Genomic DNA, 14,223 nt, shown 5'->3' with positions numbered 1-14,223 from the left:
GGGGAGATGTCAGCGCGCGAACGCGGCGGCATAGGCCTTCGCGGCGGCGACGGGATCGGCCGCCTCGAACACGCCGCCGATCACGGCGACCAGGTCGGCGCCGGCCGCCACCAGCGGGCCCATATTGTCCGGGGTAATGCCGCCTATCGCCACCCGCGGGACACCCAGCGCGGCGGCATCGGCCAGCAATGCCGGTGTGGCGCGGCGCGTGGTGACTTTGCTGGTGGTCGGGAAGAAGGCCCCGAACGCCACGTAGCTGGCGCCTGCCGCCACCGCGCGTTCGGCGAGCGCGTGCTCGTCGTAGCAGGAGGCGCCGACGATGGCCTCCGGGCCCAACAGCGCGCGCGCGGCGGCGATGTCGCCATCGTCCTCCCCGAGGTGCACACCGGCGGCACCGACCGCGGCAGCGAGTGCCACGTCGTCGTTGACGATCAGGGGCACGCCAGCGTCGACGCACAGCGCCTGCAGCGCCGCGGCCTGCGCCAGGCGTCGTCCGACGTCGGCGTCCTTCTGCCGGTACTGCAGCCAGGTCGCCTGCGGCAGCGCCGCGGCCACCCGTGCCAGCAGGCGGGCAGTGTCCGGCTCCTCCGGGGTGATCAGGTACAGCCCGCGGGCGCTGCGGACGGACGGGGGCAGGGATGTCATCGGCGAACTTCCGGTGCGCGGGCGGCGATGGGACAATGGCCGCTCCTCCAAGCCGGCATTATCCCGTGACCGACGCCACCGCCACCATCTTCCGCACCTGGATGTGCGTGGTCTGCGGCTTCCTCTACCACGAGGCCGACGGCCTGCCGGAAGAAGGCATTGCCCCCGGCACCCGCTGGGAAGATATCCCCGATGACTGGACCTGCCCCGATTGCGGCGTCAGCAAGGAGGATTTCGAGATGGTGGAGCTGGAGCCCTAACCCCATTCGGCAGGCTCAGCGGAAGACCTCATTCGCGGTTCGCATGATGTCAGCAGCCGCCCTGGCTTCGGGCTCGTTTCGGAAGGCCGGATTCGAGTACGCGTAGGCGCGATAGCCTTCAGAGGTGGCGACCTCGACCACGAGGGAGGCGCCATCTTTTACCCTGTGATTCGCAGCGGGCAGCACCGATTCGTCGGGGAGCGTTGCGATCCCAAGACGCTCGAGTTCCCTCAGGACCGCTGCCCAGTCTGCAGGGCGCGCCAACCTCGCGTCGCAGATCCCCCTGTCATGCAGACGCCACGGATCGGCATGGCATTCATTCAGCAGGGTGCGCATGAAATCGGCATCCTCTGCGTCATAGCGGAAACGATTCAATGCGCGGCCCTCAACGGGCTGGCCGGAGGAGACCTTGAGGACGATCGAATGGTCTGGCGCGATGACGCCAAAGCCGGTCCATACCCTGATTTCGGTCGCGCCTGGTGCGGGCCGGACACGCCTCAGGTCGGGTAGTCCGGCGGCGGTCGCATAGTCGCGAACGAAATGAAGCAGCGCAGGCTCTTCCGGCAATGCCTGGGCGGCAGTAGTAGTGGCCAGGAGTGCAAGCGGGATGCCCAGCATCCACGTCGTCAGGAGGCGATGCATCAATGCATCCGCGACGTGCGCACCGCGCTGAGTTCCACCAGTTGTTCGCGCAGTTCCGCCGCGTCCTTCGCTTCCGGCGACAGGTGCAGGTAGCGGGCGAGGTCGCGTTGCGCGCCGGCGCGGTAATCCATCTTCAGGTACGCCTGGCCGCGGTCGCGCAGGGCGTCGGGCTGGTCGGGGGTGAGCTTCAGCACGCGGTCGGCGCAGCGCGCGGCGCGGTCCCATTCGTCGCGTTCGGCATACACGCCGTGCAGGTTGCGCAGCGTGCGCACGAGGATGGCGCGGTGCGAGGCGGGGTTGAGGATGTGCAGGAGCGCCGCGTCGTCGGGGACGTCCCCGCCCAGGTGCGGTTTGGCGCGCTCGCGCAGTTCGTCCACGCCGAGCGGGCGGCCGCCGTTGAAGGGGTCCATCACCAGCAGGCCATCGTCGACCGGCAGGCGCACCAGGAAGTGGCCGGGGAACGACACACCATCGAGCGGCACGCCGAGCCGGCGCGCGACTTCCATCTGCACCATCGCCAGCGACACCGGATTGCCGAGGCGGCGCTCGAACACCTCGTTGAGGTAGCTGTTGCGCGGGTCGTAGTACTCGTCGTGGTTGCCGGTGTAGCCCAGCTCGTCGAACAGATGCCGGTTGATGGCCGCCATCTTCAGCGGCCACGGCTCGATCGTGGCGATCTCGTGGCGGAGGTGTTCCGCGTGGCTCTGGACCAGCGTGTCGTAGAGATCGGGGTCCAGTCCGGGGTATTCGTCGCGCGCGATCAGCAGCGCAGTTTCCAGCAGCGGCACCGTTTCATCGGGCTGGCTGGCCAACGCATTCCATTCCGGCAATGTCAGTCGATCCCCCATGCCGACAGACTGGGGCCAATCCCACTGCGAATCAAGCCTCAGCGGACGGGCGGAATGCCCTTGCCGAGGGTGAGCTCCGCACCGTCCTGGAGCTTGAGCCGTTCGGCTTCGCCGGCATTCAGTTCCAGCACGAAGCGGGCCGGCTGGTCGCTGGGGTAGGACGGGCACGCGTTGCCGGCCGAGCAGGGCGGCACGTTGCGCTGCTGGGTGACCAGCTTGCGGCCCTCGTCGAAGTACAGGATGTCCAGCGGAATGCGCGTGTTCTTCATCCAGTAGGCCTGCGGTTCTTCGGCTTCGTGGATGAATAGCATGCCGGTGCCGTCCGCCAGCGCGTCGCGGAACATCAGTCCGCGCGCGCGCTCGGTGTCGTCGTCGGCGATTTCGACGGTGTAGCGCTTGCCGCCGATCTCCACCCATTCACCGCCACTGGCGCAGCCGCTGAGCAGGAGGGCGGAGACGAGCAGGGCGGGGGACATGCGGCGCATGGCGGCTTCCGGCGATCGGGGGCGACAGTCTACGCCATGGTCCCGACCGTGGTGCCGACTCAGCCGGATGGCGCATCTGCCGGCGTCTGCACCCGCACCCAACTCGCGATACGGTCCGTCACCCGGCTGTTGTCCCGGTAGTACGCCGCGTTGTCGGCAAGGGCGTGCCATCGCTGCTGGTCGCGGCACAGGTGGTGGAGTTGCGCGACGAAGCGCTGCATCAGCGCGGCTTCGGGTTGCGCGCCATGGATCTGCGCGCCGTGCATCAGGTCGAGCAGCAGCAGTACGCCGTCGTGGCACTGTTCCGCCTGCAGGCGCGCGCCCATGTACAGCAGGTCGAGCCGTGCGGGCGACAAGAGCGTGATGCCCGGGTCGGCCAGGCTCTGGCCGGGACCGCATTGCAGTGCCTGCAGCGCCTGTTCCAGCGGGCTGGGTCCGTCGTCGATGCCGTGGATCGTCGGTTCGACCGGCGCGGTGTCATCCGCGTCGACCAGCGATTCGGGTATGTCCTGTGAGATGGGCATGGAGCACTCCTTGCTTTGCCGGTGGCCTGCGGCGATGCCCGTGGTGAGCGCGTTCGGCAGGCCTGTTGCTGCCGACTATATGAACACAAAATGTTCGCGTCAATTAACTTTGATAGTGATGCGCGCCCTTGTCCGTGCGCGTAAGTTTCCGGCATGGCAGACGAACGAGAAAAATTCGCGCAGCGCCTCGTGCACGCGATGCAGCAGGCCGGCTATGAGCCGCGCCCGATTGTCCTGTTCCATCTTTTCAACGCGAAATACCGCGGCTCTTCTGTCACGTTCCAGACAGTCTCGCGCTGGCTCAGAGGGCGCGCGTTGCCGGAGCAGGACAAGCTGCAGGTGATGGCCGATCTGCTCGGCGTCGAACCGCATGCGCTGCGGTTCGGCGTATCGGCGCGTTCGCGCGTGGCGGAAACGCGTCCGCCGTGGCCGGCCGGCGCCGGCAGCCGCGAGCGGCAGGTGGTGGAGGCCTTCCTGCAGCTGCCGCCGAAGAAGCGCGAACTCGTCGGCGAGCTGGTGAAGGCCTTGTCCGACAGCGCCTAAGCGCCGCGGATCACTTCAGCACGATCGGCGGTTCGCCGCCGACGATGACGATGTCCGCCGGACGGCGGGCGAACAGGCCCACGCTGACGACGCCGGGGATCTGGTTGATCTCGCGCTCCATCGCCACCGGATCGGTGATCGACAGGTTGTGGATGTCCAGGATCAGGTTGCCGTTGTCGGTCACCGTGCCATCGCGCCAGACCGGCTGGCCGCCGGTCAACGCCAGGATCTCGCGTGCGACCAGGCTGCGCGCCATCGGGATCACTTCCACCGGCAGCGGGAACTTGCCCAGCACCGGCACCTGCTTGCTCGGGTCGACGATGCAGACGAACTGCTTGCTGGCTTCGGCGATGATCTTCTCGCGCGTCAGTGCCGCGCCGCCGCCCTTGATCAGGCGCTTGTGCGGGTCGCATTCGTCGGCGCCGTCCACGTACAGCGAGAGCGTGCCGGTGTGGTTGAGGTCGAGCACCTCGATGCCGTGCTGCTTCAGCCGCGCCGTGCTCTGGTCGGAGCTGGAGACCGCGCCCTTGATGCGGTCCTTGATGCCCGCCAGCGCGTCGATGAAGAAGGCGACGGTGGAACCCGTGCCCACGCCGACGATCATGCCGTCCTCGACGAACTCGATGGCCTTTTCGCCGGCCAGGCGCTTTGCTTCGCTCATGGGTTCAGAACTCGTGTGCGGATGGGATGCTGTGGGAGCGACGTCAGTCGCGACGGAGATGGCGGGGTAACGCGTCAGGCGGGCGCGCCGGGGAATAGTGGCCGTGCGAACCCGCAATCTGTGGCTGCAGGGTTCGCGTCGCGACTGACGTCGCTCCCACAAGAGCGTGAGGTTACTCGAGCCCCAGCAGGAACTTCCACTGCGCGGCGGTGACCGGCAGCACCGACAGGCGGCTGCCGCGCTGGATCAGCGCGAAGCCTTCGCCGAGGTCGTCGGCGTGCTGCTTGATCTCGTCGAGCGTGATCGTGCGCTTGAGCTTGCGGTCGAACTTCACGTCCACCAGCGACCAGCGCGGTTCCTCGCGCGTGCTCTTGGGGTCGTAGTAGTCGGACTTGGGGTTGAACTGGGTGTCGTCCGGATAGGCCGCCGTCGCCACGGTGGCGGTACCGACGATGCCCGGTTCCTTGCAGTTGGAGTGGTAGAACAGCACGCCGTCGCCGACCTGCATGGCGCGCATGAAATTGCGCGCCTGGTAGTTGCGCACGCCGTTCCACGGCTCGATGCCGACCTTCTCGAGATTCTCGATGGAGAAGGCGTCCGGCTCGGATTTCATCAGCCAGTAGTGCTTGCGTGCGGTCATTGCGGGGGTTCCGGCGTAACAACGGAAGGGGTCAGGGTGTCGCGTTCGGTGCAGATCGCATCCAGCGGCACGTCCCAGGCCTGCGCGCCGACCGATGCCACGCGCTGCGCTTCGAAGCCCACGCCGACGAGCCAGGGCGGGGCCGGGTGTCGCAGGCGCGACGCCAGGGTGCGGTCGTACCAGCCACCGCCCATGCCCAAGCGGTGGCCGCCATCGTCGAAGCCCACCAGCGGCACGGCGATCAACGCCAATGCGCTGGCCTGCAGGCCGGAGCGGGGATCGATGTCGGGTTCCGGAATGCCGTAGCGATTGGTCACCAGCTCGTCGCCGGGCCGCCACGGGGCGAAGCGCAGGGTCTCGTCATCGGCCAGCACCGGCAGGCAATAGATCACGTTCTTCGGAAGACGCAGCTGCCAGCTGTGCAGCCCGATTTCGCCATCCATCGCCCAGTAGCCGGCGACGTAACCGCCCGCAGGGGCGAACGGCAGCCCCAGCAGGCGCGCAGCGAGCGCGTCGGCCCCGGCGATACGCTCGGCGGCGGGAATGGCCTTGCGGCGCGCGCGCAGGTCGCGGCGCAGCGCATCGCGCTGTGCCGTCATGGTCGCGGGGAGGGGCGGGTGGGCATGCGCGAATTTTACGGCATGCGCCCCGGCGTTGCCGGGGTGGGACCGCGGGAGCGGCGTCAGTCACGGCCCTGGGCGTCGGGTCCCCGGTGCAATCGGCTTCGTTTCGAAGTCATCCCGCTCAAGGGCGGGTGCAACAGGACCGGCCGGGTCGCGGCTGATGCCGCTGCCGCGGGAAAAATACGTCCTCCGCCATCAACGATGCTCACGAAACGACCTTGAACCCGGGGTTCAAGTGGGAAGGCTGGGGAACCATCGGGCTTTCCGCTGCGAGGCAGACCTGCACTCCCGGTACCGTCGCCATCCCGTGGTCGTCATTAAGGGACAAGGCGAATGTTTGCGTGCGCTGTCGAGGACAGCAGAGGACGCGAGGCCAGTATAGCGAGTTGAAAAAAGTTGCCTAGCCCGTTCGTCGGCGGATTCAGTGCGCAGTCGGTGTCGTGCGCATGCCGTCAGGGCGAGCCGAGCGCTGCATCGAGCTTGCGATGCAGGTCCTGCAGCGTGCGTTCCACCTCGCGGTTGCGCGCGTGCTGTTCATCGCGCAGCTGCTGCAATTCGTGTGCCAGGTTCAGTGCGGCCAGCACGGCCACGCGATCCACCGCCGCCATGCGGTTGCTGCCGCGCACTTCGCGCATGCGGCTGTCGAGCAGCTTGGCGGCCGCCATCAGGCCGGAGCGTTCGTCGGGCGAAACGCCCACGGTGTACTCGCGGTCGAGGACGTGGACGCTGACGGGTTCGGTGGCGCTCACGTGTGCTGCTCCAGGGATTTCAGGCGGCTGATCATCGCTTCGACCCGCGAACGCGCCTGTTCGTTCTTGGCCAGCAGCTGCGAGCGTTCGCCCACCAGCTGTTCCTGCTGGTGGCGCAGGCTGCGGTTCTCCTCGGACAGCCGCTGGCAGCGGTCCGCCAGGTCCTGGATGCGCGCGCTGAGCGCGCGTAGCTGGTCGAGCAGGTCGGCGTTGTCCATGGCGGCCACGATAGGCATGCGCTCGGCGGGTGGTCAAGGGCGGCCGGGCGGGGGATGCGACGGCGGTCGCGGCGCAGGGCGCGTGGCGCGCCCGCTCGGGTTCAGGAGGCGACGCGGATGCCGGAGCCGGGGTAGTACTCGCGGATGAACCGCAGGCACTGGTCCGGGCTGAGCGCCTGTGCGACCCAATGGCCCTGCACCTCGTCGCAGCCGTGGCTGCGGAGGAATTCGTACTGGTCCCATGTCTCCACGCCTTCGGCGACCACCTTCAGCGCCAGCGATTGGCCCATGGTGATGATGGTGCTGGTGATGGCTTCGTCGTCGCTGTCGTGGGTCAGGTCGCCGATGAACTCGCGGTCGATCTTCAGCGTGGTCAGCGGCAGGCGCTTGAGGTAGGCCAGCGAGGAATAGCCGGTGCCGAAATCGTCGATCGCCAGCGAGATGCCCAGGCGACGGCACGCGCGCAGCGTGTCCGCGTTCTGCTCGGGATTGGCCATGATGACGCTCTCGGTGAGCTCCAGCTCCAGGCGGTTGGCCGGGATGCCGGTTTCCTGCAGCGTGCGCGCCACCACGGCCTGCAGGTCGCCGCGCTGGAGCTGCGTGGCCGACACGTTGACCGCCACCGACAGTTCCTCCAGGCCGGCGTCGTGCCAGCTGCGCAGCGTCAGGCAGGCTTCGCGCAGCGCCCAGGCACCGAGTTCGAGGATCATCCCGGATTCTTCCGCCAGCGGGATGAACTGCGCCGGCGAGACCATGCCGAACTCGCGGCTGTCCCAGCGCAGCAGCGCTTCCACGCCGGTGATGCGCTGGCGCGAGATGGACAGGCGCGGCTGGAACACCAGCGAGAGCTCGTTGCGGTCGATCGCGCGGCGCAGCGCGCTGGCCAGGATGGCGCGATGGCGGTTCTTCTCGTCCATCGTTTCCGAATACACCTGGTAGGTGTGCCGGCCCATCGCCTTGGCCTGGTACATCGCGGTGTCGGCGTGCTTGAGCAGTTCGGTGGGAACCTGCGCGTGCTCGGGATACAGGCTGATGCCGATCGAGGGCGAGACCGCCAGCTCGAGCCGTTCGCCGAAGTTCAACGGGGCGCGGAACGCCTGGATGATCCGCTGCGCCACGTCCTCGGCGTCGGGCATGCCGTTGATGTCCTCCAGCACCACCGTGAACTCGTCGCCGCTCAGGCGCGCGACGGTGTGCTGGGTGCCGACGGTCTGCTGCACGCGTGCCGCGGCGGCGCGCAGGATGCGGTCGCCGGTGGCGTGGCCGAGCGAGTCGTTGATGTCCTTGAAGCGGTCCAGGTCGATGAACAGCACCGCCACGTGGCCATGCTCGCGACGGGCCCGCACGATGGCGCGCGACAGCCGCTCGGACAGCAGCGAGCGGTTGGGCAGGCTGGTCAGCGTGTCGTAGTTGGCCAGGTAGCGCAGTTCCTGTTCGGCGCGCTTCTGCTCGGTGATGTCGGTGAGCACCTGCACGTACAGCGGGCGCTCGCCGCTGACATCGGGCACCACGTTGGTCTCGATGCGGCAGAGGATCTCCTCGCCGTCCTTGCGGACCTTCCACACCTCGCCCGACCAGCGTCCGGTCAGGCGCAGCTCACGGTGCATCCGTTCGAAGAAGGCGTCCTCGTGCTGGTCGCTGTCCAGCATGGTCATCGGCTGCCCGATGATCTCGTTCTCGGCATAGCCGGTGATGCGGGTGAAGGCCGGGTTGATGGTGATGAACTGGTGCGCCCAGTCCAGCACCGCGACCGCTTCGTTCATGCTCCGCATCACTTCGCCGGCGATGCGGTGTTCGTACTCGGCATTGCGGCTCGCGGTGATGTCGCGCGCGGTACCCGCGATGCGCACCGGCCGGCCCTCGGCATCGCGTTCCACCACCCGGCCACGCGCGCGCACCCATACCCAGGCGCCGTTGCCCAGCATGTCCATGCGGTGCTCGGAGGTGAAGATCGGCGCTTTGCCCTGCAGGTGCAGACGCAGGCGTTCCATCACCAGCGGCAGGTCTTCTTCGTGGATCGCCGGGACTTCGCCCTGCCGGGTCAGCACGGTGATGTCGGCGGTCTGCACGGCGGTCTCGTCCGCGCGCATGCGGTAGAGGCGGCGCTGCACCAGGTCGTAGTCCCAGAACTGTTCGCCCGAGGCCCACAGCGCGAGCTTCAGGCGCTCATCGCGGTTGCGCAGCGTTTCGCTGCGCGGCGGCTCCGGCTGCACCTGGCGCGCGGCCAGCCAGCCCTGCCACCAGCGCCGCGTGCCGATCGCCACCACGCCCAGCAGCACCGCACCGGCCAGGCCCATGACGAAGGGTCGGGGCGACAGCGGGGACGCCGTTGCGGACAGGGCAGCGACAAGAAGAGGGAGCATGGGGTGGACGAACCGTCCGGGCCGAGGCGATATCGGAGTGTAGGCATGCGTACACATGCACAACAAGCCGGGACGCGGCTTTTCGTTGGTACAATCGCGGGGTTGTCCGAAACCTCCAGCGGATTGCGTTCTTCTATGCCCGACCTTCCCGATATCGCCGCCGTCGATGCGGCTTCCCGCCAGTTGGGACTGGCGACGGACGCCTCGGAACTGCACGGCGCGTTGTGCGGCTGGCTCGCCGGTGGCGGTGCCGCCGACGGCACCTGGCTGGCACGCGCGCTGGCCGACGATGCCCTGCCTGCGCCTGTGCCCGGCAGCGTCCTGGACCAGTTGCGCGAAACCGCCGTCGTCCAGCTGGAGGATCGCGGTTTCTCGTTCGATCTGCTGCTGCCTGCCGCCGACCGCTCGCTGGACGAGCGTGCCGAAGCGCTGTTCGGCTGGTGTCGCGGGTTCCTGGGTGCGTTCGGGCTCGCCGCCGGCGCCACGCCGCCGCTGTCGGAGGAAGGCCAGGAAGCGCTGCAGGATCTTGCGCGCCTCGCCAAGGCCTCGGCCGAAAGCAGCGAGGACGAGGAAGACGAGGACGCGCTGGCCGAACTGGAAGAGTTCGTCCGCGTCGCAGCCCTGCTGCTGCATGGTGATTGCGTGCTCGGGCCCCGGCATCGCCGGAGCCTGAACTGATGAAAGCGCTGACCGGCATCACCGCGGCGGAGTTCGTCCGCCGGCGCCGGCAGCTGATGCGGATGGCCGGCAACGACGCCATCCTGGTGCTGCCGGCCGCGCCCGAGCGCATCCGCAGCCACGACACCCACTACCCGTACCGGCAGGATTCCGACTTCTGGTACCTGTGCGGTTTCCCCGAGCCGGACGCGGTGCTGGTATTGGTGCCGGGCCGCAAGCATGGCGAAGCGATCCTGTTCTGCCGCGAACGCGATCCCGAGCGCGAAGGCTGGGATGGTCCTCGCGCCGGCCAGGACGGCGCCGTCAACGACTACGGGATGGACGACGCCTATCCCATCGACGATCTCGACGAAATCCTGCCCGGGCTGCTGGAAGGCCGTTCGCGGGTGTACTACCACTTCGGCCGCGATGCCGACTTCGACCTGAAGCTGATCGGCTGGGTGCGCCACGTGCGCGCGCAGGTGCGCCAGGGCGCGCAGCCGCCGCACGAGTTCCTCGAGCTCGGGCACCTGCTGCACGACCTGCGCCTGTTCAAGTCGAAGGACGAGATCAAGCTGATGCAGCGTGCGTCCGACATCAGCGTGCAGGCGCACCAGGCCGCGATGCGCGCCGCGCGCGCCGGCATCCGCGAATACGAATTGCAGGCGGAGCTGGAGCGCGTGTTCCGCGCCAACGACGCCTGGCCGGCCTACAACAGCATCGTCGGCGCCGGCCACAACGCTTGCGTGCTGCACTACCGCGCCAACACCGCGCAGGCGCGCGACGGCGACCTGGTACTGATCGATGCCGGCGCCGAATACCGCGGCTACGCCTCGGACATCACCCGCACGTTCCCGGTCAACGGCCGTTTCACCCCGGCGCAGCGCGCGTTGCACGACCTGGTGGGCGATGCGCAGCGTGCCGCGCTGGATTGCGCGCGCGTGGGCGTGCCCTACGAAGCCGGCCACGTGGCCGCCGTGGAGACGCTCACCGAGGGCCTGCTGCGGCTCGGTCTGCTGAAAGGCAAGCTGCAGAAGCACCTGGCCGAAGGCACCTACCGCCGCTTCTACCGCCACAAGACCGGCCACTGGCTGGGCCTGGACGTGCACGACGTGGGCGATTACCGCATCGACGGCGAGTCGCGCCTGCTGGAACCCGGCATGGCCTTCACCATCGAGCCCGGGCTGTACGTCTCGCACGACGACACCTCGGTGGATGCGAAGTGGCGCGGCATCGGCATCCGCACCGAGGACGACGTGCTGGTCACCGCCGACGGCCCGGTCGTGCTGACCGACGCGCTGGCGCGCAGCGCCGACGAGATCGAAGCGGTGATGGCGTCCGCCTGAGGGCGGCTTACATCAACTGCACGCTTACCTCTCCAATCCACAGCTGACGCCAGCGCGCGAGCTTGTCCCCAGGTGACAGGCGCTGTGGCGAGGCCGATGCCGTGGACGCGAAGGCGTCGCGCTCCTCCAGACACCCGGTGTTGACCGCCGCGTACGTGCGCCCGCTGTCCTCGAACACCACCGCGACCAGTACGCCGCACTCGCCGCACAGCAGGAATTGCGCGGCCAGCGAGCCCTGTCGGTAGCGGCGCAGACGTTCAGGACGATGCGCATGGATGAGCAGTTGCGCGTCCGCGTCCGACACCCACGCTGCGCCATGCGCGCGACAGAAGCTGCAATCGCAGGCGCGTGGCGCCGTATCTGCCGGCACCAGCGCGGTGGAGAACGCGAGGGTGATCGCCCCGCAATGGCAGCCGCCCTGGAGCGTCGCGCGGGGCGCGGTCATCGGCGCGGATCAGCCGCCGCGGGAACGCCAGGCCGCGGGCGTTTCGTTGGTCACGTCCTCGGCGCGGGCACGCGCTGCTTCCAGCGGCCGGATCTCCAGTGTCAGACCGAAGGCCAGGCAGGGATTCTCCGAGGCGATGCGCGCAGCGTCTTCGAGCGAGTCCGCCACGATGAACCAGTAGCCGCCCACCAGCTCTTTCGCTTCGGCGAACGGCCCATCGGTGATGCCATCGCGCGCGACGCACTTGCCGCGCGCTTCCAGTCGGCTACCGGGCTTCAGAGTGCCCTCGGCCAATCCGCGTTCGTACCAGGTGTAGAAGCGGTCGATCGCGTCCTGCACATCCTGCGGCGACGCGGATTCGTCCCACTGGCCGCGGGAAATCAGGAGGTAATCGGATGTCGTCATGGCCTCGTGCCTCCGTCACTGCCCTGCGGGCGGTTCCCACAACTCGACCTTGTTGCCTTCCGGGTCGAGTACCCAGCCGAATTTGCCCTGTTCGGACACTTGCGGGTCGCCGACGACGTTGCAGCCTTCCTCGCGCAGCACCGCCAGCAGCGCGTCCAGGTCGGCTACGCGGAAATTGATCATGAAGCTCGCGGTGCTGGGCGCCATGTAGCTGGTGTCCTGCTTGAACGGACTCCAGAGGGTCATGCCGGGCGGGCTGCCTTCACCGCCCCACGGGAAGATCGCGCCGCCCCAGTCCGACACGTCGAGCCCGAGGTGGTCGCGGTACCACGCACTGAGCGCCTTGGGGTCCGCCGATTTGAAGAAGATGCCGCCGATGCCGGTGACGCGTTCCATGATGGACCTCCAAGGGTGTCGTGACGAAGCGCCGTTCGCTGAAGGCGCGAGTGTGTCAGCCCGCCGGTGGCATCGCCAGTGACGCCGCCCCAAGCGCTGCGAACACACCCAACAGGAACACCAGGCCGTAGCGCAGGCGCAAGGGGATGTCGGGGCGGCCATACAGCCGCTGAGCTTCCTTCGTGTCGAGCAGCCAGCCATGCTGGCAGACGGGGCAGGCAAGCTGGTAGCGCCGGCCGTAGACGAACCCGAACAGCAGGTCGAAGCGGCCGTACTTGTACTTGAACTGCGGCTCGAACTCGCGCATTTCGTCGCAGCGCGGGCAATGGTGCGGTTCGGGCGGACCGACCGATACCACCTGTTCCCCCTGGCCGATCATGAACATCATGCCTGCCGTCCCGTAGTGTGGTTCAGCGCGCTTCGGCGAATGCCGGCCGGGTCAGGTTGTCGGCGTCGCTTTCCGTGCAGAGCACTTCGTCCTCGATGCGGATGCCGCCGTAAGGGCGGAAGGCATCGACGCGCGCCCAGTCGATGCTGGCGGCGTGGCCGTTCTTCTTCACCTCGTCCAGCAGCAGGTCGATGAAGTACAGGCCGGGCTCGATGGTGACGACCATGCCCGGTTCCAGCACGCGGGTCATGCGCAGGTAGGGATGACCGGCGGGGCGTTCGATGCGGCCGCCGCGGTCGCTCGCCGCGAAGCCGGCCACGTCGTGCACCTGCAGGCCGATGGGATGGCCCAGGCCGTGCGGGAAGAACGCCGCGCTGACGCCGGTGGCCAGCGCGGCTTCCGGCGACACGGTGATGACGCCGAAGTCTTTCAGGATGCCCATCAGGGTGAGGTGCGCGTCCACGTGCAGGCGCTTGTAGTCCACGCCGCTGCGCACGCCGGCGCACATCGCCTGCTGCGCGGCGTCCACCGCATCGATCATCGCCTGGAACTCGCTGCCGGTATCGTAGGCGTAGGTACGGGTGATGTCGCTGGCATAGCCGTGGAAGCTGGCGCCGGCGTCGATCAGGAAGCTGCGCAGCGGCGCCGGTGCGACGCGCTGCAGTTCGGTGTAATGCAGCACCGCGGCGTGTTCGTTGAGGCCGATGATGTTGCCGTACGGCAGGTCGTTGGCGTCCTGGCCGACGGCGCTGCAGTACGCCATGTGGATGCCGAATTCGCTCTCGCCCGCGCGGAACGCCGCTTCCGCCGCACGGTGCCCGCGCACGGCCAGGCGCTGCGCCTGGCGCATCAACGCGATCTCGTATGGCGTCTTGTAGGAGCGCTGGTATTCCAGGTACTGGATGACGGGCTCGGGGTTGTTCGGCACGTAATCGCCGAGCGCGCTCTGCGGTTCGCCGAGGATCGCACTGCGCGCGGCCGGTGGCAGCAGCGCGATCGCCTCGTCGGGCTTGCGGATGATGTGGATGTCGAAGTGGTCCACCCACCAGCCGCTGGGCGCATCCGGCACGACGTGCCAGTAGTCGAACGGCTGGTAGAAGACCACCTTCGGGCGCTCGCCCGGCGTGTACACCAGCCAGCTGTAGGGCAGCCGCGTCATCGGCAGCCAGGCCTTGAATTGCGGGTTGACCGCGTAGGGATAGTCGCGGTCGTCGAACACCTGCCAGTGCTGCGTACCGCTGGGTACGACCAGGTGGTCGAAGCCGCCGCGCGCCAATGCGTCGTCGGCGCGGCGCTTCATCATCGCCAGGTGGTCGGCGTAGAGCGGGACGAGGCGGGCGGCGAGATCGGCGGGGGCATTCATGGCGGCAGCTCTTGCGGAAGAA

20 protein-coding genes and 1 other RNA gene are annotated in these 14,223 nt (G+C 68.2%); 4 read left to right on the top strand and 17 right to left on the bottom strand.

What is annotated here, in order from left to right; translation table 11 throughout:
- Positions 1 to 9: 9 nt before the first annotated feature.
- Positions 10 to 645 carry a thiamine phosphate synthase gene (thiE, locus tag ASD72_RS19910; RefSeq protein ID WP_056881725.1) on the bottom strand — a complete coding sequence of 212 codons (636 nt, stop codon included), beginning with the start codon at positions 643 to 645 and terminating at the stop codon, positions 10 to 12.
- Positions 646 to 680: 35 nt separating this feature from the next.
- On the opposite strand from thiE, the gene ASD72_RS19905 reads away from it, so the two are divergent.
- Positions 681 to 905, top strand: a complete 225-nt coding sequence (locus tag ASD72_RS19905; RefSeq protein WP_081420492.1) for a rubredoxin — start codon at positions 681 to 683, stop codon at positions 903 to 905.
- Positions 906 to 920: 15 nt separating this feature from the next.
- Here the strand turns inward: ASD72_RS19905 and ASD72_RS19900 are convergent, their stop codons facing one another.
- From ASD72_RS19900 to ASD72_RS19885, 4 genes are read right to left on the bottom strand one after another with little or no spacing between them, the layout of a single operon-like run.
- Entirely contained in the window at positions 921 to 1,547 is a 627-nt protein-coding gene (locus tag ASD72_RS19900) for a hypothetical protein (RefSeq protein WP_056881723.1), read from the bottom strand.
- Positions 1,547 to 2,395, bottom strand: a complete 849-nt coding sequence (locus tag ASD72_RS19895) for a SirB1 family protein (protein ID WP_056881722.1) — start codon at positions 2,393 to 2,395, stop codon at positions 1,547 to 1,549. The genes ASD72_RS19900 and ASD72_RS19895 overlap by 1 nt, the downstream gene beginning before the upstream one ends.
- A gap of 38 nt (positions 2,396 to 2,433) precedes the next feature.
- Positions 2,434 to 2,880, bottom strand: coding sequence for a DUF192 domain-containing protein (locus ASD72_RS19890; protein ID WP_056881721.1), 447 nt, complete (start codon positions 2,878 to 2,880; stop codon positions 2,434 to 2,436).
- Between the two features lie 59 nt (positions 2,881 to 2,939).
- Positions 2,940 to 3,404: a hypothetical protein gene (locus ASD72_RS19885; protein ID WP_056881720.1), complete on the bottom strand. Its 465-nt coding sequence runs from the start codon at positions 3,402 to 3,404 to the stop codon at positions 2,940 to 2,942.
- 153 nt (positions 3,405 to 3,557) lie between these two features.
- Between ASD72_RS19885 and ASD72_RS19880 the strand changes: the two genes are divergently transcribed.
- Positions 3,558 to 3,947: a helix-turn-helix domain-containing protein gene (locus ASD72_RS19880; protein WP_056881719.1), complete on the top strand. Its 390-nt coding sequence runs from the start codon at positions 3,558 to 3,560 to the stop codon at positions 3,945 to 3,947.
- A 10-nt stretch (positions 3,948 to 3,957) separates the two neighbouring features.
- On the opposite strand, the gene rpiA is transcribed toward ASD72_RS19880, so the two are convergent.
- The 7 genes from rpiA to ASD72_RS19850 all read right to left on the bottom strand — a co-directional run bounded on the left by rpiA (position 3,958) and on the right by ASD72_RS19850 (position 9,201).
- Positions 3,958 to 4,608 (bottom strand): ribose-5-phosphate isomerase RpiA, encoded by a 651-nt coding sequence (gene rpiA / locus ASD72_RS19875; protein WP_056881718.1) that lies wholly within the window; start codon positions 4,606 to 4,608, stop codon positions 3,958 to 3,960.
- Positions 4,609 to 4,780: 172 nt separating this feature from the next.
- Positions 4,781 to 5,248, bottom strand: coding sequence for an EVE domain-containing protein (locus ASD72_RS19870; protein WP_056881717.1), 468 nt, complete (start codon positions 5,246 to 5,248; stop codon positions 4,781 to 4,783).
- Positions 5,245 to 5,847: a 5-formyltetrahydrofolate cyclo-ligase gene (locus tag ASD72_RS19865; protein WP_056881716.1), complete on the bottom strand. Its 603-nt coding sequence runs from the start codon at positions 5,845 to 5,847 to the stop codon at positions 5,245 to 5,247. The genes ASD72_RS19870 and ASD72_RS19865 overlap by 4 nt, the downstream gene beginning before the upstream one ends.
- Positions 5,848 to 6,053: 206 nt before the next feature.
- Positions 6,054 to 6,239: non-coding RNA, 6S RNA (gene ssrS / locus ASD72_RS20745), on the bottom strand.
- An 84-nt stretch (positions 6,240 to 6,323) separates the two neighbouring features.
- Entirely contained in the window at positions 6,324 to 6,620 is a 297-nt protein-coding gene (locus tag ASD72_RS19860; protein WP_056881715.1) for a cell division protein ZapA, read from the bottom strand.
- Positions 6,617 to 6,838 (bottom strand): TIGR02449 family protein, encoded by a 222-nt coding sequence (locus tag ASD72_RS19855; RefSeq protein WP_056881811.1) that lies wholly within the window; start codon positions 6,836 to 6,838, stop codon positions 6,617 to 6,619. The genes ASD72_RS19860 and ASD72_RS19855 overlap by 4 nt, the downstream gene beginning before the upstream one ends.
- A 101-nt stretch (positions 6,839 to 6,939) precedes the next feature.
- On the bottom strand, positions 6,940 to 9,201 hold the full coding sequence (locus ASD72_RS19850) for an EAL domain-containing protein (protein WP_056881714.1): 2,262 nt from the start codon (positions 9,199 to 9,201) through the stop codon (positions 6,940 to 6,942).
- A 135-nt stretch (positions 9,202 to 9,336) separates the two neighbouring features.
- Here ASD72_RS19850 and ASD72_RS19845 point away from each other — a divergent pair, with 135 nt between their 5' ends.
- Together ASD72_RS19845 and ASD72_RS19840 are read left to right on the top strand one after the other, a co-directional pair.
- Positions 9,337 to 9,879: a UPF0149 family protein gene (locus tag ASD72_RS19845; protein ID WP_056881713.1), complete on the top strand. Its 543-nt coding sequence runs from the start codon at positions 9,337 to 9,339 to the stop codon at positions 9,877 to 9,879.
- Complete coding sequence (locus ASD72_RS19840; RefSeq protein ID WP_056881712.1) at positions 9,879 to 11,204, top strand: aminopeptidase P N-terminal domain-containing protein; 1,326 nt, start codon at positions 9,879 to 9,881, stop codon at positions 11,202 to 11,204. Before ASD72_RS19845 ends, ASD72_RS19840 begins: the two co-directional genes overlap by 1 nt.
- A gap of 7 nt (positions 11,205 to 11,211) precedes the next feature.
- On the opposite strand, the gene ASD72_RS19835 is transcribed toward ASD72_RS19840, so the two are convergent.
- From ASD72_RS19835 to pepQ, 5 genes are read right to left on the bottom strand one after another with little or no spacing between them, the layout of a single operon-like run.
- The gene (locus tag ASD72_RS19835) at positions 11,212 to 11,649 is read right to left on the bottom strand and encodes a hypothetical protein (protein ID WP_056881711.1); all 438 of its coding nucleotides are present in this window, start codon (positions 11,647 to 11,649) and stop codon (positions 11,212 to 11,214) included.
- A gap of 9 nt (positions 11,650 to 11,658) precedes the next feature.
- Positions 11,659 to 12,054 carry a YciI family protein gene (locus ASD72_RS19830; protein ID WP_056881710.1) on the bottom strand — a complete coding sequence of 132 codons (396 nt, stop codon included), beginning with the start codon at positions 12,052 to 12,054 and terminating at the stop codon, positions 11,659 to 11,661.
- A gap of 15 nt (positions 12,055 to 12,069) precedes the next feature.
- On the bottom strand, positions 12,070 to 12,450 hold the full coding sequence (locus tag ASD72_RS19825) for a VOC family protein (RefSeq protein WP_056881709.1): 381 nt from the start codon (positions 12,448 to 12,450) through the stop codon (positions 12,070 to 12,072).
- A gap of 55 nt (positions 12,451 to 12,505) precedes the next feature.
- On the bottom strand, positions 12,506 to 12,838 hold the full coding sequence (locus ASD72_RS19820) for a hypothetical protein (protein WP_343123687.1): 333 nt from the start codon (positions 12,836 to 12,838) through the stop codon (positions 12,506 to 12,508).
- A 22-nt stretch (positions 12,839 to 12,860) separates the two neighbouring features.
- The gene (pepQ, locus tag ASD72_RS19815) at positions 12,861 to 14,201 is read right to left on the bottom strand and encodes a Xaa-Pro dipeptidase (RefSeq protein ID WP_056881708.1); all 1,341 of its coding nucleotides are present in this window, start codon (positions 14,199 to 14,201) and stop codon (positions 12,861 to 12,863) included.
- Between the last annotated feature and the right edge of the window lie 22 nt (positions 14,202 to 14,223).

This window comes from Pseudoxanthomonas sp. Root630 (genome assembly GCF_001427585.1).
Lineage (GTDB): Bacteria > Pseudomonadota > Gammaproteobacteria > Xanthomonadales > Xanthomonadaceae > Pseudoxanthomonas_A.
The sequence above is the reverse complement of the archived record's forward strand: the minus strand, read 5'-3'. Positions and strand labels throughout refer to the sequence as shown.

Bases quoted from the DNA above. Each gene is read 5' to 3' on its own strand.
- thiE (WP_056881725.1), bottom strand. From the start codon at position 645: ATGACATCCCTGCCCCCGTCCGTCCGCAGCGCCCGCGGGCTGTACCTG.
- ASD72_RS19905 (WP_081420492.1), top strand. From the start codon at position 681: ATGGCCGCTCCTCCAAGCCGGCATTATCCCGTGACCGACGCCACCGCC.
- ASD72_RS19900 (WP_056881723.1), bottom strand. From the start codon at position 1,547: ATGCATCGCCTCCTGACGACGTGGATGCTGGGCATCCCGCTTGCACTC.
- ASD72_RS19895 (WP_056881722.1), bottom strand. From the start codon at position 2,395: ATGGGGGATCGACTGACATTGCCGGAATGGAATGCGTTGGCCAGCCAG.
- ASD72_RS19890 (WP_056881721.1), bottom strand. From the start codon at position 2,880: ATGCGCCGCATGTCCCCCGCCCTGCTCGTCTCCGCCCTCCTGCTCAGC.
- ASD72_RS19885 (WP_056881720.1), bottom strand. From the start codon at position 3,404: ATGCCCATCTCACAGGACATACCCGAATCGCTGGTCGACGCGGATGAC.
- ASD72_RS19880 (WP_056881719.1), top strand. From the start codon at position 3,558: ATGGCAGACGAACGAGAAAAATTCGCGCAGCGCCTCGTGCACGCGATG.
- rpiA (WP_056881718.1), bottom strand. From the start codon at position 4,608: ATGAGCGAAGCAAAGCGCCTGGCCGGCGAAAAGGCCATCGAGTTCGTC.
- ASD72_RS19870 (WP_056881717.1), bottom strand. From the start codon at position 5,248: ATGACCGCACGCAAGCACTACTGGCTGATGAAATCCGAGCCGGACGCC.
- ASD72_RS19865 (WP_056881716.1), bottom strand. From the start codon at position 5,847: ATGACGGCACAGCGCGATGCGCTGCGCCGCGACCTGCGCGCGCGCCGC.
- ASD72_RS19855 (WP_056881811.1), bottom strand. From the start codon at position 6,838: ATGGACAACGCCGACCTGCTCGACCAGCTACGCGCGCTCAGCGCGCGC.
- ASD72_RS19850 (WP_056881714.1), bottom strand. From the start codon at position 9,201: ATGCTCCCTCTTCTTGTCGCTGCCCTGTCCGCAACGGCGTCCCCGCTG.
- ASD72_RS19845 (WP_056881713.1), top strand. From the start codon at position 9,337: ATGCCCGACCTTCCCGATATCGCCGCCGTCGATGCGGCTTCCCGCCAG.
- ASD72_RS19840 (WP_056881712.1), top strand. From the start codon at position 9,879: ATGAAAGCGCTGACCGGCATCACCGCGGCGGAGTTCGTCCGCCGGCGC.
- ASD72_RS19835 (WP_056881711.1), bottom strand. From the start codon at position 11,649: ATGACCGCGCCCCGCGCGACGCTCCAGGGCGGCTGCCATTGCGGGGCG.
- ASD72_RS19830 (WP_056881710.1), bottom strand. From the start codon at position 12,054: ATGACGACATCCGATTACCTCCTGATTTCCCGCGGCCAGTGGGACGAA.
- ASD72_RS19825 (WP_056881709.1), bottom strand. From the start codon at position 12,450: ATGGAACGCGTCACCGGCATCGGCGGCATCTTCTTCAAATCGGCGGAC.
- ASD72_RS19820 (WP_343123687.1), bottom strand. From the start codon at position 12,838: ATGATGTTCATGATCGGCCAGGGGGAACAGGTGGTATCGGTCGGTCCG.
- pepQ (WP_056881708.1), bottom strand. From the start codon at position 14,201: ATGAATGCCCCCGCCGATCTCGCCGCCCGCCTCGTCCCGCTCTACGCC.